Here is a 19,236-nt window from a genome sequence, read left to right as displayed (position 1 = left end):
ACGACCGACACCGCCGACACCGCCCCCGGCCCGCCGGCCGCCCGACGAGAGGAAGCACGCATGCCACACCCGTCCACCGACCTCCGCGAGCAGGCGCCGCTGCGCGCCCCGCAGATCCTGGATCTCGTGCGGACCCTGCCCGACCACAGCGGGTTCCCCACCGTGGACGAGCTGCACCGGAGCTTCGAGGAGCTCGCACGCAGCACCGACCGCGTGGGCCGGCGCCGCATCGGCACCAGCCGGCTGGGCGAGCCGATCCACGAGTTCGTCGTCGGCGGCGGGCCCCACCAGGCGGTGATCGTCGGCGGCGTCCACCCCAACGAGCCGATCGGCTCGTGGACCGCCCTGCACCTGGCCGAGATGATGCTCGATGCGGACGGCCCCGCCGAGCAGCTCGCGACCACCTGGCACATCGTGCCCACCATCGACCCCGACGGCATGCGGCTGAACGAGGACTGGTTCGCCGACCCCTTCGACCGCGCCCACTACTCGCGGCACTTCTTCCGGCCGGCTCCGGACAGCCAGGTCGAGTGGACCTTCCCCACCGACTTCAGGGACGCCTACTTCGACGCCGTCCTCCCCGAGACGCTCGCGCTCATGCGACTGATCGACGACGTGCGCCCCGACCTGCTGGTCACCCTGCACAACGGAGAGATGGGAGGGGTCTACTACTACCTCTCCCACGACGAGCCGGACCTGATCTCCGACCTGCACGCGATCCCCGATGCGCTGGGCCTCGCCCTGGACACCGGCGAGCCCGAGTCCCCGCACCTGCGCACCCTCGCGACCGCCGTGTTCGCCATGGACCACATCTCCACGTACTACGAGTACCTCGAGTCGATCGGCCTCGATCCGGCGCCGCAGATCCGCGGCTCCTCCTCGGCATCCTGGGGCGCGCGTCACGACGCGCTGTGCCTGGTGGCCGAGCTGCCCTACTGGACCCATCCCGACGCCGGCGACGAGACGCCCACTGCCGAGCCCTATCGGGACCTGGTGCTGCGCACCGCCGCGGCGATGGGCTCCTCCGGCGAGGCCCTGCAGGAGATCCTGGACGAGGCGGAGGCGCACCTGACGCTGCAGACCCCCTATCTCGAGGCCTCCCGGGCGTTCGTCCCGATGCTCGGGGCGATCGCCGAGACCGACCGCCACCGGGCGCCGCTCGAGCCGGCCGAACGGCGGGCGACCGTGGCGGAGCGGTTCGCCTGCGAGGACCTGGTGCGCTGCTTCCGCCTCCGCTACGGCGGGATGCTGCTGCGGGCGATCGAGGCGGAGACCGGCGCGGGCATCGCCCCCGCTCCTCTGCGCGCGCTGCGCGAGCGGATGGCCGCCCTGTATGAGGAGTGGCTGGCCGATGCCGCGACCGAGGCGACGCCCATCCCGATGCGCGCGCTCGTCGGCGTGCAGCTCGGGGCGGTGCTCGCGGGCGCCGCGCACGTGGCCGCGACACGTCCGACGCGGGACGCGCCGTCGGCCGGTCTCCCCCTCCCCGACGACGGCGGCGCGTCATGAGAGGCGCGCTGCTGGTCGCGGCGCGCCGGATCGGGACGCTGGTGATCGTCTTCCTCGGCGTCACCTTCCTCATCTACGTGATGACCTTCGCGCTGCCCGGCGACCCGATCCGCGCGCTCGGCGGGGACCGTCCGCTGAGCGACGCGACCGTGCACACCCTGCAGGCCCGCTACCACCTGGACGAGCCGCTCTGGCAGCGCTATCTGCGCTACCTGGGAGGGCTCCTCCACGGCGACTTCGGCACCGACTTCAACGGCGTGTCCGTCGGCGAGCAGATGGCCCAGCGCTGGCCGGTGACGATCGTCCTCGCGCTCACCGCCTGGGTGATCGAGGTCGTGGTGGGCATCGCCCTGGGCGTCGCCGCCGCGCTGCGCCGTGGGAAGGCCGTCGACCGGGCGGTGCTGATCTCGACGATCACGGTCGCCGCGATCCCCGTGTTCGTGCTCGGCGTCTCGCTCCAGCTCGTGTTCGCGGTGCGCCTGCACTGGTTCCCCGTCGCCGGCACCGCCCAGGGCTGGCCCGTCTCCTTCCTGCTGCCCGCGCTGGTCATCGCCCTGTTCGGGCTCGCCTCCGTCTCCCGCCTCACGCGGGCCTCGGTGATCGAGACCCTTGCGACCGACCACATCCGCGCGGCCACGGCGAGCGGCCTCTCGCGCCGACGGATCGTCGGCGTGCACGTGCTGCGCAACTCGCTGATCCCGCCGGTGACGTACCTGGCCACGGACCTCGGACTGCTCATGGGCGGGACCGTCATCGTGGAGGGGATCTTCAACGTGCCCGGCATCGGCAACCTGCTGTTCCAGGGGATCCGCTCCCACGAGGGTGCCACGATCGTCGGCATCTCGACCGCCCTGATCCTCGTCTTCCTGCTCACCAGCCTGCTCGTGGACGGCCTCCACGCACTGCTCGACCCGCGGATCCGCACCCGGGGGACGACGTCATGACCAGCTTCGTCCGCGCCGCCGACGCCCCCGTGCGCCACCGGGTGCTCTCCCCCGCCCTGCGCCGGCCCGGGGTGATCGTCCCCGCGGTCCTGCTCGTGCTCATCCTGCTGATCGCGATCGCCCCGGCCCCGTTCGCGGGGCTCTTCGGGCACGGCGACCCCCGCTTCTGCGACCTCACCCGCAGCGGCGCCTCGCCGACCTCCGGCCACCCCTTCGGCTTCGACGTCCAGGGCTGCGACGTCTACGCCCAGGTGATCTACGGGACGCGCACCTCGATCGGCGTCGCCGCCCTCACCACCGCGCTCGCGGGGATCGTCGCGATCGTGGTCGGGACCGTCGCGGGCATGAGCGGGGGCTGGGTCGATTCGGTGCTCTCGCGCCTGACCGACGTGTTCCTCGGCTTCCCGTTCCTGCTCGGGGCGGTGGTCGTGCTGAACACCGTGGGCACGCGCTCGGTGCTCACGGTCTCCCTCGTGCTCGCCCTCTTCGGATGGCCGACGATGGCGCGGCTCGTGCGCGGCTCGGTCCGCGCCGTCGCGCGCTCCGAGTTCGTCTCCGCGGGACGCACGATGGGGCTCTCCCCCTGGTGGATCGCCACCCGGTACGTGCTGCCCTCCTCGCTCTCCCCGCTGCTGGTGCTCGCCACCATCACCGTGGGCAGCGTGATCGTCGCCGAGTCCTCCCTCACCTACCTGGGCATCGGTCTCCAGGCCCCGGCGATCTCGTGGGGGCTCCAGCTCTCCGCGGCGACCGGGCAGTTCCTCTCCGCCCCGCACATGCTGGTCTTCCCCTCCCTGTTCCTCGTGATCACGGTGCTGACCGTGACCACGCTCGGGGAGACCCTGCGGACCCTGCTCGAACCGGCCCACGGATGAGGGCGGGCGGAATGAGAAGATCCGGAGCACGGCCCGCGGCACTCCCCCGCACGGCCGACGACCCCGGACGGATGGAGGAGAGAGCATGGCCGAGGACCGCAGCGATCCGCGCAGGAGCACCGAGGACGCGCAGGAGCCTGCCGAGCACGACGTGTACCTCGACGCCGATCGCCAGGGCTTCGTCGAGGACCTCGCCGTGATGATGAACCACGCTGCAGGACTCCCCCTCACCGACGGCCGCGTGCTCGGCTATCTGATGATGACCCAGGCCGACCACACCTCCTCGGCGCAGCTCGCGCAGGGCCTGCAGGCGAGCTCGGGGGCGATCTCCATGGCCACCCGGCGCCTGGTGGAGTCGGGCTTCGTCAAGCGGCACGTGATCCCGGGGGACCGCCGCCACTACTTCCGCACCGAGACGGACGTCTGGGGCAGCTGGCTCGCGACCGAGCGCCGCTACCTGGACCGCCAGCGCGACGTGATCGCCCGCGGCCTCGCGACCACCGATCCCGACGACCCGGCGGACGCCCCCGTCCGCGAGCGCCTGGAGAACGGGCGCGACTACATGACCTGGCTCCAGGGGCATCACCGGGCGATGCTCGCGGAGTGGGAGGCGTTCAAGGCGGAGCGCCGCAGCGGGAACCGGAAGAAGCGCTCCCCGACCACCCACGAGGAAGAGGACTGACCATGAGCACGAGGCCGGACGCGTTGGAGCACGGCGACGAGGACTCCGCGGCGGTCCTGGAGATCGCAGATCTCCGGGTGCGCTTCGAGACCGACGAGGGCGAGGTCCTCGCGGTCGACGGGGCGTCCTTCGAGGTCCATCAGGCGGAGGTCGCGGCCGTGGTCGGCGAGTCCGGCTCGGGCAAATCCATGACCGCGATGTCGATCCTCGGCATCGCTCCCGAGGACGCCCGGATCACAGGCTCGATCCGCGTGCGCGGCGCCGACGATCGCTTGGTGGAGGTGCTCGGCGACGGTCCCAGCCCTCTGCCCGAGCTGCGGGGCCGACGGGTCTCGATGATCTTCCAGGACCCCACGGCCTCGCTCGACCCGGTCTTCAGCATCGGCTTCCAGCTGGCCGAGGTGGTCCGACGCGCCGCCCCCGGGACCAGTCGCCGCGAGGTGCGCGAGCGCAGCCTCGAGCTCCTGCGCGAGGTCGACATCCCGGACCCGGAGGGTGCGCTGCGCAGGTACCCGCACCAGCTCTCCGGCGGGCAGTGCCAGCGCGTGATGATCGCGATGGCGCTCGCCTCCCGACCGGACCTGCTGATCGCCGACGAGCCGACGACCGCCCTGGACGTCACCGTGCAGGCGGAGGTCCTCGACGTGCTGCGCCGCCTGCGGGAGTCCACGGGCACGGCAGTGCTGCTCATCACCCACGACATGGGCGTCGTGGCGGACCTCGCCGATGCGGTGGTCGTGCTCAAGGACGGGAAGGTCGTCGAGCAGGGGCCCGTGCGCGAGGTGCTGGGCTCTCCGCGCGAGGAGTACACGCGCACGCTGCTGGAGGCCGTGCCGCGCCTCGAGATCGACGAACGGCCCGGGCGGGAGCCGGCTCCGCAGCGCGAGCCCGGGGGCGAGGACCCGGGGACGACCGAGTGTCCGTCCCAGGGCGCGACCGGGGACTCACACGAGGGCGCGAGCCGCGCGGACGCGGCGGGCGATCCGGATGCCGCACTCTCGATCCGCGACCTCTGCGTCGACTACGGACGCGGCGCGCGCCGGTCGCGGGCGGTCGACGGGGTCGGCCTGGATGTCGCGCCCGGCGAGATCCTGGGGCTGGTCGGCGAGTCCGGGAGCGGGAAGACCACCATCGGCCGCGCGATCGTCGGTCTGGTGCCGGTCGCACAGGGCTCGATCCTCGTCGAGGGCCGGGACGTGGTCACCGCGGGCCGCGCCGATCGCCGCGCCATGCGCCGGCGCGTGGGCGTCGTGTTCCAGAGCCCGCGCTCCTCCCTGAACCCTCGGTACACCGTGGAGCGGACCGTCACCGAGCCACTCGTGAAGATCCTCGGACTCTCGAGCGAGCAGCTCGAGGAGCGCACCTCCCGGCTTCTCGCAGGCGTCGGGCTCGACGACTCGTGGCGACACCGCCGCCCGCACCAGCTCTCCGGCGGCCAGTGCCAGAGGGTCGCGATCGCCCGCGCGCTCGCCCTCGATCCCGCCCTGCTGATCGCGGACGAGCCCACGAGCGCCCTCGACGTCTCCGTGCAGGCGCAGGTCCTCGACGTCTTCCGCGAGCTGCAGGAGTCCCTGGGCTTCGGGTGCCTGTTCATCACGCACGACCTCGCGGTCGTCGACCAGCTCTGCGGACGCGTGGCGGTCATGCGCTCCGGGGCCCTCGTGGAGACGGACGACAGCGCCCGGGTGCTGCACGATCCGCACGAGGAGTACACCCGGCGCCTGATCGCCGCGGCTCCGGTGGCCGATCCGGACCTGCAGGCCGAGCGCAGGGCGCGGCGCGCGGCCGCGTGAGGGAACGCCCCGGGGAGGCGGTCGTGGCTTGGGAGGCGCATCGCCCTCAGCCGTCGCGGCGGGAGTCCTCCCACTGCACTGCGGCCTCCTGATAGCTGCTGAGCACGCGTTCGAGGTCGGCCACGATCCGGGGCGCCTGTCCGGAGATGTCCGTCGACTCCTGCGGGTCGGTCTCGAGGTCGAAGAGTGCAGCGCCCACTGCAGCAGGCGGGTCCATGCCCTCGCGAGCATCGTGGACGAGCTTGAAGCGACCTCGCCGTACCGCGTACTGGCCCTGGTACTCCCACACGACGGCACGCTCGGCGGACTCGCCCGCCGAGGGGACGTCGCCCTCGCTTCGGCCCGAGATTCCACCTTCGGCCCGCAGCGCATCGAGCAGTGAGATCCCGTCGACCTCGGGCAGCTTCGGCTCCTCGCCGTCCACGGCGTGCAGGAGCGTCGGCAGCAGGTCCATCATCGTTCCCACCCGGTCGTACTCGGCGCCGGAGGGCAGCTGCGCGGGCCAGGAGACGATGCCGGGCACACGGATCCCCCCTTCGAACACGGATCCCTTCGAGCCGCGGAGCCCGCCGGCGGAGCCGCCCGTGTAGGAGATCTCCTCGCCGTCCAGCCAGTTGCGGCTCTCGCGGGAGGGCCCGTTGTCGGAGGAGAACAGCACGATCGTGTCGTCCCGGACGCCGCTGCGATCGAGGGCCGCGAGGATCTCGCCGATGGCATCGTCCATCGCGGCGATCATCGCCGCGCTCTCCCGCCGACCAGGAGGAAGATGGGCGACGCGCCGCATGTGCTCGTCGGGCGCGTGCATCGGGTAGTGCGGTGCATTGAAGGGGACGCAGCAGAAGAAGGGCGACTCGGGCGCGGTACGAGTGACGAACTCTGCGGCGCGGTCCCCGATGACCGTGGTGAGGTACTCGCCGTTGCGCCATACCTCGTCGTCCCCGTCCCAGAGGTCGTGCACCGGGTTGTGGTCCCCCCAGTAGAAGATGTGCGAGTAGTAGTCGACGCAGCCTGCGCGGAAGCCGAAGGTCTCGTCGAACCCGAAATGAGCGGGCGCGTAGGCGGGGTCGGCCCCCAGGTGCCACTTGCCGAACAGACCCGTCCGATACCCGCGCTCGCGCAGGTGTGAAGCGAGGGTGGGCTGATGGGGCAGCCCGGGCGTGCGCCGGGTCCCGCCGAGGATGGATTCCACACCGGCGTGGGCGGGGTACCGGCCTGTCATCAGCGAGGCGCGCGAGGGCGAGCACACCGGGGAGTTCGCGTACCACTGGGGAAGCCGGACCCCGGCCGCGCAGAGGGCGTCGAGGTGCGGGGTGGGGATGTCCTCGGCCCCGAAGCAGCCGAGGTCGCCCCAGCCGAGGTCGTCGGCGAACAGGATCACGATGTTGGGGCGGCTCGGCTCTGTCATCTTCACTCCTTCACGGCTCCCGCGGTCATGCCGGCGACGAGCCGACGCTGCAGCAGGGAGAACAGGACCACGGTGGGCAGAGCGGCGACCACAGAGGCGGCCATGACGACTCCCCAGTCCGTGCCGTACTCGCCGAAGAGCCCCGCGATGCCCACCTGGACGGTCTTCAGGGAGTCGCTGGTCAGGAAGACCTGCGCGAACAGGAACTCGTCCCACATGGCGATGAATGTGGTGACCCCGACCGTGACGATCCCGGGCCAGACCAGCGGCGCGATCACGCGCACGATGACCGTGAGCGTCGAGGCGCCGTCGATCCTCGCCGCCTCATCGAGGGTCTGCGGCACGGCGTTCAGGAATCCGGTCATGAGGAGCGTGGCGAGAGGGGTGGTGATCGCGACGTAGACGATGGTCAGCCCGGCGAAGGAGTTCAGCAGCCTCAGCTCGGCGAAGAGGAGGTAGACCGGCGTGATCAGCACGACGAAGGGGAGCAGCTGTGTGGCGACCAGGACCAGCATCACGGCCGGCCTGCCGCGGAACGCGAAGCGCGAGAGCGCGAACCCGGCGAGCGTCGCGATCGCCACCGTGATGATCGTCCCGCTGACGCACACGATGATGCTGTTCGGCAGGTAGCGCCCGAATCCCGTCTGCTCGAACAGGCGCGCGTACGAGTCCAGGCTGAGTCCCGAGAAGACGTTGCGCCAGGTGATGCCCTGCGAGATGGCTTGCACCGGGCGCAGAGAGCTGTAGAGCATCCAGATCACAGGGAAGAGGATCACCAGCAGGACCACGCCGAACGGCACGAGGAACACGAGGTCCTGCAGGCGCCTGCGCTCCCGCGATCGTCTCCGTGGCGCGGGCCGGGGCCGGGCCGCGGTCATCCGGGCGGAACGTGTCGTCGTCATCGGGAATCCCCCTTCGTGGAGGTGACACGCAGGTAGACGACGGCGAAGATCGCCATGATCGCGGTCATCAGCAATCCGATCGCCGCGCCCGCGCCGAGGTCGTTGTCGAAGAACGCGGCGCTGTACAGCTCGGTGGCCAGCACGGCGGTCGCATTCCCCGGCCCGCCGCCCGTGGTGAGCCAGACGTACACGAAATTGTTGAAGGTCTGGATCACGGTCACCAGCACCACGACGGTCAGCACGGGGCGCAGGTGCGGAACCGTGACGCTGCGCCAGGACGCCCACCGACCCGCGCCATCGACCGCGGCGGCCTCGTACTGCTCCGCCGGGATCGATTGCAGTCCGGCGACGAGCACCATGACCACGAACGGGAGCTCGCGCCAGACGATGATCGCGATGATCGACCACCACACGGTGCTGGTCTGCGCGAGGAACGGGACGCCCTGATCGATGAGCCCGAGCCCGGTGAGCGCCTGGTTCAGCACGCCGGTGCTCCCGTCGAGGATCCACCGCCACGCTGCGATCGCGACCACCTGGGGCACCATCCACGGGATGAGGATGATCGTGCGGGAGACACCGCGGAGCCGCCAGCGCCTCAGGATCGGGGACTCCAGCGCGAGGGCCAGCCCCAGCCCGATGCCGAGGCGCAGGACCACGGTCGCCGCTGTCAGCCAGAGAACGGTGTTGAGTGCGGCGTGCGGCAGGTCTCCGCTGCTCCACAGGTCGGTGAAGTTCTCGAGGCCCGCAGCTTCGGCCTCGCCCGGCGACTGGTAGGGCGTGAGGTGCTGGAAGGCGAGGACCACGTTGTAGACGGACGGGATGAGGAACAGCAGTCCGATCACGAGCAGAGCGGGGGCACTCAGCAGGTACGGCTGCGCCGAGCGGAGGCGGGGTGCGATCACGTCTATCACTCCTCGAGCCCGCGGGCGAGGGCGGCAAGGAGCTTCTCCGACGCGTCCTCGGGCTCCGATTGACCGGAGTAGACGGCGGAGAACTGCTGGTTCACCAGTTCCTGGAGCGAAGCGATCGTGATCGGCGCGTCCGCGTAGCGTGCGAACGATTCGGAGTGTGGGAGCTGCTTCGTGAACCCTCGCTCCGACGGGTCCACGTCCACGCGGTCGAGGGTCGCGGCGGACGCCGGGTACTGCGGGTACAGCTCGAAGGTCTCCGGGCTCAGCAGGTGGGTGACGAATGCCCAGGCAGCTTCCGGCTCCTTGCAGTTCGCGTTGATGCCGAGTGCTCGGCCGCCGAGATGCGTCGCGCCGTCGACGAGGCCGCACGGCATGGGGGCCGTCATCAGCTCGGCGTCGATGCTCTCCCGTGCGGCGCGGAATGCCGTCGGCGGCATGAACGTCATCGCGCAGCTGCCCTCACCGAGCGCGCCCACGATGCTCGGGTCGCCGTAATCGGTGACCGCCTGCATGGCTGCTGGGGCGATGTGCTCGGTGAAGAAGGTGTTGAAGTAGGTCATCGCGTCCGTGAGCTGCTGCTGATCGACAGCCACCTCCCACGATTCTCCGTCGGCCCTGATCAGTTGGGAGCCATGTGCCCAGAGGTAGTAGTTGATAGGGAACCACTGGGCGCTCGAGTACTGGGCGGCCGCCGGGAACACGAAACCACTGACATCACCCCCGGAATCCTTGGTGATGCGCGCCGAGACCTCGGCCAGTTCCTCCCAGTCCTCGGGAGTGTCTGCCACTCCCGCCTTCTCCAGCACGTCGGGCCTGAAGACGAGAGCCATCGTGTCTGCGGTCCAGGGGATCGCCCAGGTCTGGCGGTCGTACGTCGTCATGTCTGTGGCCAGGAGATCTTCCTGTCCTTCCGCCGGCGCGCTGGACATGAGCCGATCGAGCGGCGTGAGGATGCGGGGCTCCGCCATGAAGGACACATCGGTGAACGCGAGCTGAGCGATGTCCGGCCCCGAACCGGCATTGGCCTCGCGCGCGAACTGCTGCGGATTGTTCGGCGACAGCGTCTCCATGGTGACGGTGTAGTCCGGATGCTCTGTGTTCCACGCCTTGACCGCCTTCGCGAGTCCCGTCGCCTGATCCGCAGGGTCGAACTGGCGGAAGACTCGACGGCCCTCCCCGCCCCTGCCGGCGCAGCCGGCCAACGGGAGTGCCGCCATTCCGGCTGCCAGCATCGTCCGTCGTCTCATGACCAGGTCTCCTCCTGAGGTCTCCACGTCGAGCCTCGGCGCTCGTCAGTAGACATGATCAATTTGAATAAGTCAACGGCCGACGTACTATCGGCCCATGGCAATGCAGTACCCGCAGCCGGCGACGGAGCGGCCGGGGCGCCGCGGGACGAACCTTCCGCGCGTCGCCGGGTACAACCAGGTCCTGGTCCTCGACCTGATCCGACGCTCCCCCGGCACCAGTCGCAGCGAGCTGGTGCAGCGCACGGGACTGACACCGCAGACGCTCTCGAACATCTGCCAGCGCCTGGTGACGGCGGGACTGATCCGGGAGTCAGGGCGCGTGCGCTCAGGGATGGGCGCCCCGCGCATCGTCTACGAGGTCGTTCCCACCGGCCGGTACTCGATCGGACTCCACATCGATCCCGCACGTCTCTCCCTGGTGCTGCTCGACCTCGCCGGCGATGACGTCCATGCGCTGACCGTGCCCACACCGCAGACACCCGGCCCTGAGCGCATTCTCGAAGTGGTCGATACCCAGGTGAGAGCTCTGCTCGACCAGGCAGCGGTCCCCACCGAAGAGGTCGCCGGTGTCGGTGTGGCGACACCCGGCCCGCTCGACATCGAGCACGGGTCGGTCGTCGGCCCTCCCCTGCTGCCGGGGTGGGGGACCGTCGAGCTCCGAGACGAGATCGCGCAGCGCCTGCGCGTCCCGGTGGTGGTCGAGAAGGACAGCACCGCCGCGGCGATCGGCGAGATCTGGCGGACACCGCGCGATGCGGAGAATCTGGCCTTCCTCTACCTGGGGAGCGGCGTGTCAGCCGGGATCGTGCTGGACGGACAGCCGCTGCGCGGGTTCGGGAACGCCGCCGGGCGCCTCTCCCATCTGGGCAATATCGGGCACCTCACCGCGGACCCGGATGGGCCGCCGTGCGAATGCGGAGGCCGCGGCTGCGTGGCGGTCTCCTCTCTCCCGTCACGGATCGTCGGGACCGCGGTGGAGCAGGGCGCCCTGGAGAAGGGGACCGACCTCGACGACGCACGCTCCGTGGAAGCCGCACTGTCCCGACTCTCGGAGCGCTCGGAGCATCGCGGCAACGCCGTGGCCCGGAAGATCCTCGAGGACGCCGCGCGCGGCTTCGCTCGGGTCGGCATGCAGCTGGCCAACCTGCTGGACCTGGACAGCATCGTGTTCGGCGGTCCGCAGTGGCCGGCGTTCGAGGCGGCCTGCCTGCGGGTCGCTCCGTCCCTGGTGAACGAGCACTACGTGGCGAAGGACGATCACACGGTGGATGTGCGGGGAACCGCGATCGGGGGCCACGTCGGCGCCGTCGGCGCCGCGTCCCTGGCGATGGCGGAGACCATGTTCGACGCGCCGGGCCAGCTGTATCTGGGGTAAGGGTCCGCACCGCGCGGGCCTCACTCGAGGAGCACCATCGTCAGGATTCGCCTCGCCGATCACCTACCGGGGCGAACTCACCGAGACAGGGCCTCCTTCTCATTCCCTGCACGCACGGGGCGGATCGAACCGCCCTCGATGTCCACGTCCTTCGGGTCCCATCGGGCCACGAGCACAGTGATGAAGATGATCAGTGGCACGACGGCCAGGATGATCATGGTGTGCGAGAGCCCCACGGCCGCGACCACCAGCGGGAAGACGTAGAACCCGCCGATCGATCCGACGCGGCTGCATGCTTCTGCCCACCCGGTTCCCGTGCCGCGCAGATCGGTCGGGTACGAGAGCGTCGCCATCGTCTTCCCCTGGGACCCGGGCCCGAAGGAGTGACCGAAGATGAAGGCCCCGACGAGCATGGCCGCGAGATACGGGGCAGATGCGACGTCGACCATCCCCACTGCGATGAGTGCGACCACGCAGATGGCACAGCCGATGAAGGTGAGGGCGCGCCCTCCGTAGCGGTGGGTGAGGAATGGTTGGATCCCTCCGCCCACCAGCCCGAAAAGATTCAGCAGGATCGTGCCGAGCACGATCGACGTGACATCGAGTCCGAAGATGAGGCCGACGATGACGGGCAGGTAGAACCCCACCGCGAAGTACTGGACCGCTTGGAAGCCGCTCACCACGGCGACGACGAGGGAGCGCACCCTGTATCCGCTCTCGAAGATGCGACCGAGGCGTGTGTCGGCTTCCTTCTCCTCCTCCCCCTCCTCGATCTCGAACTCGGTACCGGGGAAGTTCTTGCGCAGGATCTTCACTGCCTCACCCATGCCGAGATTGTGCGCCGCCCACATGGGGCTCTCGTCGGCGAAGAGGAATCGCAGGGCGAGCACGATCAAGGCCGGCACCGCGCCGAACCCCACGGCCCAACGCCACATGTGATCCCCCATTCCGAGGAACACCAGGGGCAGCACGAAGGCCGCCGACGTGATGGTCGCGAGGTACCACATGGGCTGCCAGAGGTTGACGAACTTTCCCTTGTCCTTGTTGCGCGTGAATTCAGCGACCAGGCTCAGCGCGGCCGGCATGTCGAGGCCGACGCCCACCCCGAGCAGGAAACGCCAGAAGATCAGAATCCCGATCGAGGGTGACAGGGCCGAACCGAGCGCGGCCACCACGAAGAGCACCAGATCGAGGATGAGCAGCTTGTACCTGCCCAGCTTGTCGACGAGGTATCCCCCGAAGATCGCCCCCAGCAGGGCGCCCACCGCCATGGCGGAGGTGGTGGTGCCGACCTGGAAGGGCGTGGGGTTCAGCTCCGCCTTCATGGTGTCCAGCCCGATGGCGAGGGACGTGAAGTCGTAGGCGTCGATGAATATCGACCCCAGCGCAATGAGGGCGATGATCCTTCCGCGCGAGCTTCCGGTCGGGTGGTCGTTGACGAACGTGATCACATCGCGCTTCGTGCGCAGGACGACTCTGTCCATGATGGTCCCTCTCCTGATAGGTGTGCTCAGCGCGCCGCCGAGATGGTCTGCAGTTCGGTGAACTCGTCGTAGCCGACTACTCCGCCCTCACGCCCGACGCCCGAGTCGCCGAACCCGCCGAAGGGGACCTCGGGCGTGTTCGGGGCGCCGTTGTTGATGCCGACGATGCCGATGCGGAGTCGCTCGGCGAGGTCCTGTGCTGCGGCGATGTCACGTCCGCACACGTAACCAGCGAGCCCGACGCCCCATCCGTTGATCTCGCTGACGAGGGCGTCCTCGTCCTCATAGATGGCCATGGCGAGCACGGGGCCGAAGATCTCCTGTGCATACAACTCGGAGTCCCGCGCATCCTCGACCAGGACGGCAGGCATGAAGGCCCCGGAATCGGGGCCCTCCGGACCCCGGACCACTCGTTTCCCTGCGCGCTCCGCCTGTGCCACGAGGCCACGCAGCCTGTCCACGGCCCCCGTGTCGATGAGTGGGCCGAAGTCGGCGCCGGTGTCGTCCTGGCGCCCAGGGCGCAGTCCGGAAAGCCGTGCGACGAGGGCATCCCGGAATTCTTCGGCGAGCGAGGCGTGCACGAACAGCGTGTTCGCCGCGATGCACGACTCCCCGTTGTTGCGCAGCTTCGCGACCATCAGGTGCTCCACGGCGTCGGCCACGTCAGCGTCTTCGCGCACGATGAAGGGCGCTCTGCCACCGAGCTCCAGGCATGCACGGGTCAGTGTGCGTGCAGCGCGCTCGGCGATCACCTTCCCGATAGGCGTGGAGCCCGTGAAGGTCACAGCAGCCACGCGGGGGTCATCGATGAGAGCGTTCGTGAGCTCGATCCCCTCGCCGATGACCTGTCCGATGACGCCTTGTGGCAGATGCCTCTCACAGATCCGCACGAGTGCGTCTGCTGAGATCGGCGTCCGTTCGCTCGGCTTGAGCACTGTCGGGCAGCCGGCCGCGATCGAGGCGGCGATCTTGCGGGCGGGAATCGAAAGGGGGAAGTTCCATGTTCCGATCGCGGCGACGACACCGACGGGATGACGGCGCACCCGGAACCTACGGTTCGCAGTGGTGCGCCCCGTCTCCTCTTCTGCGATCACAGCAGCGTCGGCGAACCAGTCGAAGTACTTGGCGGAGAACTCGACCTCACCCTCCGCCTCACCGAGGAGCTTGCCCGACTCGGCTGCGAGCAAGGGAGCGATGTCCGTCGTCTGTGCGCGCAGATCCGAGGCAATGGCACGCAGCGCTGCGGCACGTTCACGGGCCGCGGTCCCGGACCAGAGCTGGAAGGCCTGCGCGCCGGCGCTGACTGCCTTCTCGACGTCACCGGCACCCGTCCATCCGACGCTCGTAATGGGGGTGCCGGTCGAAGGATCGATTACGTCGTGGACGTCACCGCCCTCGACGATTCGCCCGGCGATCCGGGCGGCGGGAATGCGGTTGTCGGTCATGAGATTCTCCGTTCGTCAGAATGGACTTGGAATCGGTCCACGGCGTCGGGGTCGAGATCAGCGACGAGCCCGTGGGCGTTGGGGAGGCTGATGGCTCCATCCGAGAGAGGGAAGCCTTCAGTGACGAGCGCGTCGCGAAGCGGGTTGTCGCGGACGTCGAGTTCGATCCATCCGGCCTGTTCGACCGTTGTCGCGAGAGTGATCGAGGCCCGCAGGCCGATGGCCCCGGCGTACCAGTGAGGGCTCAGCGCACACCCCGTTCCCGGGAGGTGCTCGGCCAGTCGAAGCGGGATGGTGAGCCCTCCGGACTTCGCAACGTCAGGCTGGACATGGATCAGGCCCTCAGTGCCCGCATAGCGAACGAGGTTCTCGAGTCCGTACACGTTCTCGCCGCCCGAGAGCGGCATGTCGGTGGCCTCGTGCAGAGCGACCAGATCCTGGGGGGAATCCCCGGAGACGGGCTCCTCGAGCCACTCGACGCCGGCATCCCGGAGCCAGGCCGCGTTCTCTACGGCCTCGTCAAAAGTCCACGCCTGGTTGGCATCGGCGAAGATCCGCATATCAGGTGCGGTCTCGCGCACGGCCGCAATCGTGGCGCGATCGGTGTCCGCGCCGAAACCCACCTTCGTCTTCACCGCGCCGAGTCCCAACTCCATGGCGCGTTCGGTCAGCTCGCGGACCTTCGTGGGACCCACTCCGCTCGCATACGCGGGGACGGACTCGCGCTTCGGCCCGATCAGCTCGGCGAGCGGTACGCCCGCCAAGCGCCCCTTCAGGTCCCACAGGGCGATGTCGAGGCCGCTGATCGCCTGCCAGATCGGCCCGCGGGCTCCCCACTGACGCCCCACGCCGTCGAGCGCGGAGACGAGGGTGTCGAGCACGTTGCCAGGGTCTTCTGCGTCGCGCCCCAGCGCCAGGGGCGCGACGCCTTCGAGCAGGGTCGCCACCCTTTCGCTCGCCCCCCAGTTCGGGTAGTTGATCCAGCTCTCGCCGACCCCGATCTCGCCGCCTGCGTGCACCTCCACGAGGAATGTGCGGCGAGCGCTCAGCTGCGAGAAGGACATCGGAACCTGGTCCTCGAGTGGACATTCCAGGACCCGCGCGACGATGCGGTCGATGGGCAGTTCGCTCATCAGGAGTTTCCGACCTGCGTGCTGTACAGCTTCCGGACGACGCCCGTGTCCTCGTTTGCGAGGCCCTGGTCCATGGCCGCGGAGTTCACGCGGTCGATGACCTCCGCGAGATGGGTCGGAGCTCCGACCGAGCGGGCGAGATCGATCGCGAGCTTGTTGTCCTTGGCCAGCAGCCCCAGCGCGAAGGCGGGGTCGAAGTCGCCCGCGATCATCTTCGGGGCGATTTCGCGGAACAGGTTCGACACCGTGGCGGCGCCTGAGTCGGCGACCGTCGACACGAAGACCTTCGGGTCCACGCCCGCAGCCTCGCAGGTGGTGAGGACCTCAGCGGTGATCGTATTGATCGCACCGAACATCAGGTTGTTCAGGACCTTGACGGCGTGCCCGGCGCCGACGTCGCCAACCCTGGTGACCTTCGTGGCCACCGTTCCCTCGAGGACGGAGCGCGCCAGCTCAGCGGCGTCTTCCGGCCCGCCCGTGGGGAGGGTCCAATGGCCGATCTTGTCTGGGCGTCCGAGGACAGGAGCGTCGACGTAGACGACGTCCTGGTCCGCAAGGATCCGTGCTGCCTCGCGGGCTGTGCCGGGATCGATGGTCGACATATCGGCGACCACCGCACCGTGAGCGGTGGAGAGCGGCCCCCGGGCCGTCTCGAGGACGTGTTCGGGACGCGGAACCGAAAGCACCACGAGCTCTGCATCCTGGAGCGCGGCCTCTGCGGTCTCGAAGACGTCGATGCCCGAGGCGGCAGCAGCCTCGCGAGCCCCTTCGAAGGGATCGAAGCCCCTCACCTCGTGGCCGCCGGCCGCAATAGTGCGGGCGATACGCCCTCCCATGGTTCCGAGTCCGATCACAGCGGTGGTGGTCATGATTCGCGCCTTTCGTCGAGGTCCTGGTTGTCCGCGAGAGCCGCGTCGTGCAGGCTCTCGCGCAGTCGGACGATGTGGTGGCGGGCCACGGATTCTGCTTGTTCCGGATCGCCCGCCGTGATCGCATCGATGAGAGAACGGTGCTCGGCGAGTGCGGCGTGCATACCGCCGCGGCGCGCGACCGTCGTGTTCATGGCGACTCGGATCTGGCCCTGTAGCCTGCGCAGGCTGTCCGCCAGCCGAAGGTTGCCGCTGGCCTCCCGCACGAGCCTGTGGAATGCGGCGTCGAGCTCCATGTGCCGCTCCACGTCTCCGCTCTCGACGGCATCGTGGTGCGAGCTCCAGTTCGTCTCCAGCGCCTCCGCGAGCTGCGGATCCGACGATCGGGCCGCGAGCCGTGCGGCGAGCCCCTCGAGGACTTCACGCAGGTCGTAGATCCCGATCAGCTCGTCGAACCCGATCTCCACGACGACAGCTCCGCGATGGGCCACGCTCTTCGCGAGCCCCTCGTACTCGATGCGGGCGATCGCCTCACGGACCGGGCTCCGGCTGATATCGAGCTGACGCGCGAGCTCCGGGACGGACAATCGGGCCCCCGGTTCGAGCGCCCGGTCGAGGATCGCACCCCGAATGACCATGTAGGCCTGATCCACCAGCGCGTCGCCTCGGCTGATCGATCCCGTATCCAGTGTCGGCTGAGTCATCATCGCCCTCCTTGAACCGGCAGATTACATGCAACATGCAATTGCGGCAACGAGTGCTGATCCACGGGGCGCGATGACTTCCGCTCGACCGGAAACTTCGAGGCGCCGAACGATCAATGCCCGGAACGACGCCCCAAGTCTCTGAACTGGCAAAATGGCGCGGTTGCACTCCAAGGGGCAAGAGAGATCACGGGTGCACGACACCGGGACCAATGCGCCGGTGTCGAATCCGCGAAGGGCATGCAGAGAAGACCCGGGAGGTCGCTTGCCCGCCCGGGACTCCCGCACTCACACCACCGTGTATCCCCCGTCGACCGTGAGCACGGAGCCGGTCGCGAAGCTCGAGGCGTCGGCGGCGAAGTAGAGCACCGCGGGGGCGATCTCCTCGGGCAGGGCGTAGCGCTGCATGGGCGCATCGTCGATCCAGCGCTGGCGCAGGGCCGGGTCGTCGACCGGCGCCATCTCGGTCTTCACGTAGCCCGGGGCGACGGCGTTGACGCGGATGCCGTGCTCCGCCCACTCCATCGCGAGCGACTTCGTGAGGTGGTGGACGGCGGCCTTGGAGGCGTTGTAGATCGGCTGCAGCTGGGGACGGTTCACGATGTCCCCGGACATCGAGCCGATGTTCACGATCGAGCCGCGCCCTGCGGGGATCATCGCGCGCGCCGCGGCGCGGCTCATCTCGAAGACCCCGCCCACGTTCGTGTCGAGCACGGTGCGCAGCTCCTGCGCGGTGACGTCGAGCGCCGGAGCGTGGAAGCAGGCGCCGGCGTTGTTGACCAGCACGTCGAGACCGCCGCCGAATTCCACGGCGGCCGCGACGGCCGTCTCGCAGGAGGCAGGGTCCGTGACGTCCAGGGCGATCCCGAGCGCGCGTCGGCCGGTCTCCTCGGCGAGCTCTCGGGCGACCTGCTGCGAGGCGTCGCCGTCGCGGGCGCCGATGACGACGTCGGCCCCGGCCTCGGCGAGACCGCGCGCGAAGGCGAGGCCGAGGCCGCGGTAGCCGCCGGTCACGATCGCCGTGCGGCCGGTGAGGTCGAAGGTGGAGAGGATGCTCATCGGGGGATCACCGTCTTCGTCGAGGTGGAGCGGGGCCGCGGGGAGGTGCCGGCAGCGCAGTGGCATGGACGCTACCGGAGATGCTCAGCCCCGCCGCACCTCGTCCAGGTACCCGTACGTGGTCACGCGCGAGACGCCGAGCCGCGCAGAGACCCGCTCGGCGGCGCGCTTGATGTGGAAGGCTCCCCTGCCCTCGAGCAGGCGCAGCACCTCGATGCGGTCCGCCTTGGTCATCGAGGCGACGGGGCGGCCGATCGCGCCGACGGCCTCGTCGATCATGTCGTCCAGGACGTCGGAGACGTTGGGGACCACGAGCTCGTGGGGCTGGTCGGCCGGCTCGTCGGCGGGAGTCGGGAGGAGCCCGGCGAGCGCGTCCATCGCGCCGCGCAGGGGCGAGAGGTCACGGTTGATGCACAGGGCGGCGATGATCCGGCCGCCGTGGTCGCGGTAGTAGACGGAGGAGCTGATGAGCTCGCGGCCGTCGGCCGTCCGCGCGCGGTAGCCGTAGGCGTCGTGGTCACGGCTCTGATCGTGCAGGACCTCGGCCCCGAGGTTCGTCGAGGGTCCGCCGACGCTGCGGCCGCTGACGTGGCCGTTGATGATCGCGTGCACCGAGTGCTTGAGGTCGCCCTCGGCGAGGTCGTGCAGGACGACCTCGCAGTGCGCGCCGCCGACGGCGGCGATCGCCTCCATCACGGGCGCGAGGGCGCGATGGACCTCTTCGATGTCGGCGAAGCGGGTCTCGGTCTGCGCGGCGGATTCCGCCTGCGCGGAGGCTCCCGCCTGCAGGGCTGAGTCGGTCTGCGCGGCTGAGGACGTGGTCACAGCTCTCTCCGATCGTCGGTCGGCGACATCCTCTCACCCAGGCGCACATAAGTTCTGTCAGTTGACTAGAA

17 protein-coding genes are annotated in these 19,236 nt (G+C 69.5%); 6 read left to right on the top strand and 11 right to left on the bottom strand.

Features of this window, described 5'->3' with window-relative positions:
* Positions 1–60 precede the first annotated feature (60 nt).
* The 5 genes from FHG10_RS00260 (at position 61) to FHG10_RS00240 (ending at position 5,803) form a co-directional block, all read left to right on the top strand.
* Positions 61–1,509: a M14 family zinc carboxypeptidase gene (locus FHG10_RS00260; protein WP_152351352.1), complete on the top strand. Its 1,449-nt coding sequence runs from the start codon at positions 61–63 to the stop codon at positions 1,507–1,509.
* Positions 1,506–2,453: an ABC transporter permease gene (locus FHG10_RS00255; RefSeq protein WP_152351351.1), complete on the top strand. Its 948-nt coding sequence runs from the start codon at positions 1,506–1,508 to the stop codon at positions 2,451–2,453. Before FHG10_RS00260 ends, FHG10_RS00255 begins: the two co-directional genes overlap by 4 nt.
* Positions 2,450–3,328: an ABC transporter permease gene (locus FHG10_RS00250; RefSeq protein WP_152351350.1), complete on the top strand. Its 879-nt coding sequence runs from the start codon at positions 2,450–2,452 to the stop codon at positions 3,326–3,328. The genes FHG10_RS00255 and FHG10_RS00250 overlap by 4 nt, the downstream gene beginning before the upstream one ends.
* Positions 3,329–3,413: 85 nt before the next feature.
* Complete coding sequence (locus FHG10_RS00245; protein ID WP_152351349.1) at positions 3,414–4,010, top strand: GbsR/MarR family transcriptional regulator; 597 nt, start codon at positions 3,414–3,416, stop codon at positions 4,008–4,010.
* A gap of 2 nt (positions 4,011–4,012) precedes the next feature.
* Positions 4,013–5,803, top strand: coding sequence for a dipeptide ABC transporter ATP-binding protein (locus tag FHG10_RS00240; protein WP_152351348.1), 1,791 nt, complete (start codon positions 4,013–4,015; stop codon positions 5,801–5,803).
* 46 nt (positions 5,804–5,849) lie between these two features.
* Here FHG10_RS00240 and FHG10_RS00235 read toward each other — a convergent pair whose 3' ends face one another.
* Genes FHG10_RS00235 through FHG10_RS00220 form a run of 4 tightly spaced genes read right to left on the bottom strand, consistent with a single transcriptional unit; the run spans position 5,850 to position 10,268 of the window.
* Complete coding sequence (locus tag FHG10_RS00235; RefSeq protein WP_152351347.1) at positions 5,850–7,208, bottom strand: sulfatase family protein; 1,359 nt, start codon at positions 7,206–7,208, stop codon at positions 5,850–5,852.
* A gap of 2 nt (positions 7,209–7,210) precedes the next feature.
* Positions 7,211–8,110 (bottom strand): carbohydrate ABC transporter permease, encoded by a 900-nt coding sequence (locus FHG10_RS00230; protein ID WP_152351346.1) that lies wholly within the window; start codon positions 8,108–8,110, stop codon positions 7,211–7,213.
* Positions 8,107–9,012 carry a carbohydrate ABC transporter permease gene (locus FHG10_RS00225; RefSeq protein ID WP_193636137.1) on the bottom strand — a complete coding sequence of 302 codons (906 nt, stop codon included), beginning with the start codon at positions 9,010–9,012 and terminating at the stop codon, positions 8,107–8,109. Before FHG10_RS00225 ends, FHG10_RS00230 begins: the two co-directional genes overlap by 4 nt.
* Before the next feature lie 5 nt (positions 9,013–9,017).
* Positions 9,018–10,268 (bottom strand): ABC transporter substrate-binding protein, encoded by a 1,251-nt coding sequence (locus FHG10_RS00220; RefSeq protein WP_152351344.1) that lies wholly within the window; start codon positions 10,266–10,268, stop codon positions 9,018–9,020.
* A gap of 97 nt (positions 10,269–10,365) precedes the next feature.
* On the opposite strand from FHG10_RS00220, the gene FHG10_RS00215 reads away from it, so the two are divergent.
* Positions 10,366–11,646 carry an ROK family transcriptional regulator gene (locus FHG10_RS00215; RefSeq protein WP_152351343.1) on the top strand — a complete coding sequence of 427 codons (1,281 nt, stop codon included), beginning with the start codon at positions 10,366–10,368 and terminating at the stop codon, positions 11,644–11,646.
* 77 nt (positions 11,647–11,723) lie between these two features.
* Here the strand turns inward: FHG10_RS00215 and FHG10_RS00210 are convergent, their stop codons facing one another.
* The 7 genes from FHG10_RS00210 to FHG10_RS00180 all read right to left on the bottom strand — a co-directional run bounded on the left by FHG10_RS00210 (position 11,724) and on the right by FHG10_RS00180 (position 19,165).
* Entirely contained in the window at positions 11,724–13,130 is a 1,407-nt protein-coding gene (locus FHG10_RS00210; protein ID WP_152351342.1) for an MFS transporter, read from the bottom strand.
* Between the two features lie 26 nt (positions 13,131–13,156).
* Positions 13,157–14,575 carry an aldehyde dehydrogenase family protein gene (locus FHG10_RS00205; RefSeq protein WP_152351341.1) on the bottom strand — a complete coding sequence of 473 codons (1,419 nt, stop codon included), beginning with the start codon at positions 14,573–14,575 and terminating at the stop codon, positions 13,157–13,159.
* Positions 14,572–15,708 carry a mandelate racemase/muconate lactonizing enzyme family protein gene (locus tag FHG10_RS00200; RefSeq protein WP_152351340.1) on the bottom strand — a complete coding sequence of 379 codons (1,137 nt, stop codon included), beginning with the start codon at positions 15,706–15,708 and terminating at the stop codon, positions 14,572–14,574. The genes FHG10_RS00205 and FHG10_RS00200 overlap by 4 nt, the downstream gene beginning before the upstream one ends.
* Positions 15,708–16,577: an NAD(P)-dependent oxidoreductase gene (locus FHG10_RS00195; RefSeq protein WP_152351339.1), complete on the bottom strand. Its 870-nt coding sequence runs from the start codon at positions 16,575–16,577 to the stop codon at positions 15,708–15,710. Before FHG10_RS00195 ends, FHG10_RS00200 begins: the two co-directional genes overlap by 1 nt.
* Positions 16,574–17,284, bottom strand: coding sequence for a GntR family transcriptional regulator (locus FHG10_RS00190; RefSeq protein ID WP_152351338.1), 711 nt, complete (start codon positions 17,282–17,284; stop codon positions 16,574–16,576). Before FHG10_RS00190 ends, FHG10_RS00195 begins: the two co-directional genes overlap by 4 nt.
* 285 nt (positions 17,285–17,569) lie before the next feature.
* The gene (locus FHG10_RS00185) at positions 17,570–18,340 is read right to left on the bottom strand and encodes a glucose 1-dehydrogenase (protein WP_152351337.1); all 771 of its coding nucleotides are present in this window, start codon (positions 18,338–18,340) and stop codon (positions 17,570–17,572) included.
* An 84-nt stretch (positions 18,341–18,424) separates the two neighbouring features.
* Positions 18,425–19,165, bottom strand: a complete 741-nt coding sequence (locus FHG10_RS00180) for a helix-turn-helix transcriptional regulator (protein WP_152351336.1) — start codon at positions 19,163–19,165, stop codon at positions 18,425–18,427.
* Between the last annotated feature and the right edge of the window lie 71 nt (positions 19,166–19,236).

Origin of the sequence: Brachybacterium subflavum (genome assembly GCF_009299795.1) — a bacterium.
GTDB lineage: Bacteria > Actinomycetota > Actinomycetes > Actinomycetales > Dermabacteraceae > Brachybacterium > Brachybacterium subflavum.
The sequence above is the reverse complement of the archived record's forward strand: the minus strand, read 5'-3'. Positions and strand labels throughout refer to the sequence as shown.

What these genes read in the sequence shown, in the direction of transcription:
- FHG10_RS00260 (WP_152351352.1), top strand. Translation starts at nt 61, where the DNA reads ATGCCACACCCGTCCACCGACCTCCGCGAGCAGGCGCCGCTGCGCGCC.
- FHG10_RS00255 (WP_152351351.1), top strand. Translation starts at nt 1,506, where the DNA reads ATGAGAGGCGCGCTGCTGGTCGCGGCGCGCCGGATCGGGACGCTGGTG.
- FHG10_RS00250 (WP_152351350.1), top strand. Translation starts at nt 2,450, where the DNA reads ATGACCAGCTTCGTCCGCGCCGCCGACGCCCCCGTGCGCCACCGGGTG.
- FHG10_RS00245 (WP_152351349.1), top strand. Translation starts at nt 3,414, where the DNA reads ATGGCCGAGGACCGCAGCGATCCGCGCAGGAGCACCGAGGACGCGCAG.
- FHG10_RS00240 (WP_152351348.1), top strand. Translation starts at nt 4,013, where the DNA reads ATGAGCACGAGGCCGGACGCGTTGGAGCACGGCGACGAGGACTCCGCG.
- FHG10_RS00235 (WP_152351347.1), bottom strand. Translation starts at nt 7,208, where the DNA reads ATGACAGAGCCGAGCCGCCCCAACATCGTGATCCTGTTCGCCGACGAC.
- FHG10_RS00230 (WP_152351346.1), bottom strand. Translation starts at nt 8,110, where the DNA reads ATGACGACGACACGTTCCGCCCGGATGACCGCGGCCCGGCCCCGGCCC.
- FHG10_RS00220 (WP_152351344.1), bottom strand. Translation starts at nt 10,268, where the DNA reads ATGAGACGACGGACGATGCTGGCAGCCGGAATGGCGGCACTCCCGTTG.
- FHG10_RS00215 (WP_152351343.1), top strand. Translation starts at nt 10,366, where the DNA reads ATGGCAATGCAGTACCCGCAGCCGGCGACGGAGCGGCCGGGGCGCCGC.
- FHG10_RS00210 (WP_152351342.1), bottom strand. Translation starts at nt 13,130, where the DNA reads ATGGACAGAGTCGTCCTGCGCACGAAGCGCGATGTGATCACGTTCGTC.
- FHG10_RS00205 (WP_152351341.1), bottom strand. Translation starts at nt 14,575, where the DNA reads ATGACCGACAACCGCATTCCCGCCGCCCGGATCGCCGGGCGAATCGTC.
- FHG10_RS00200 (WP_152351340.1), bottom strand. Translation starts at nt 15,708, where the DNA reads ATGAGCGAACTGCCCATCGACCGCATCGTCGCGCGGGTCCTGGAATGT.
- FHG10_RS00195 (WP_152351339.1), bottom strand. Translation starts at nt 16,577, where the DNA reads ATGACCACCACCGCTGTGATCGGACTCGGAACCATGGGAGGGCGTATC.
- FHG10_RS00190 (WP_152351338.1), bottom strand. Translation starts at nt 17,284, where the DNA reads ATGATGACTCAGCCGACACTGGATACGGGATCGATCAGCCGAGGCGAC.
- FHG10_RS00185 (WP_152351337.1), bottom strand. Translation starts at nt 18,340, where the DNA reads ATGAGCATCCTCTCCACCTTCGACCTCACCGGCCGCACGGCGATCGTG.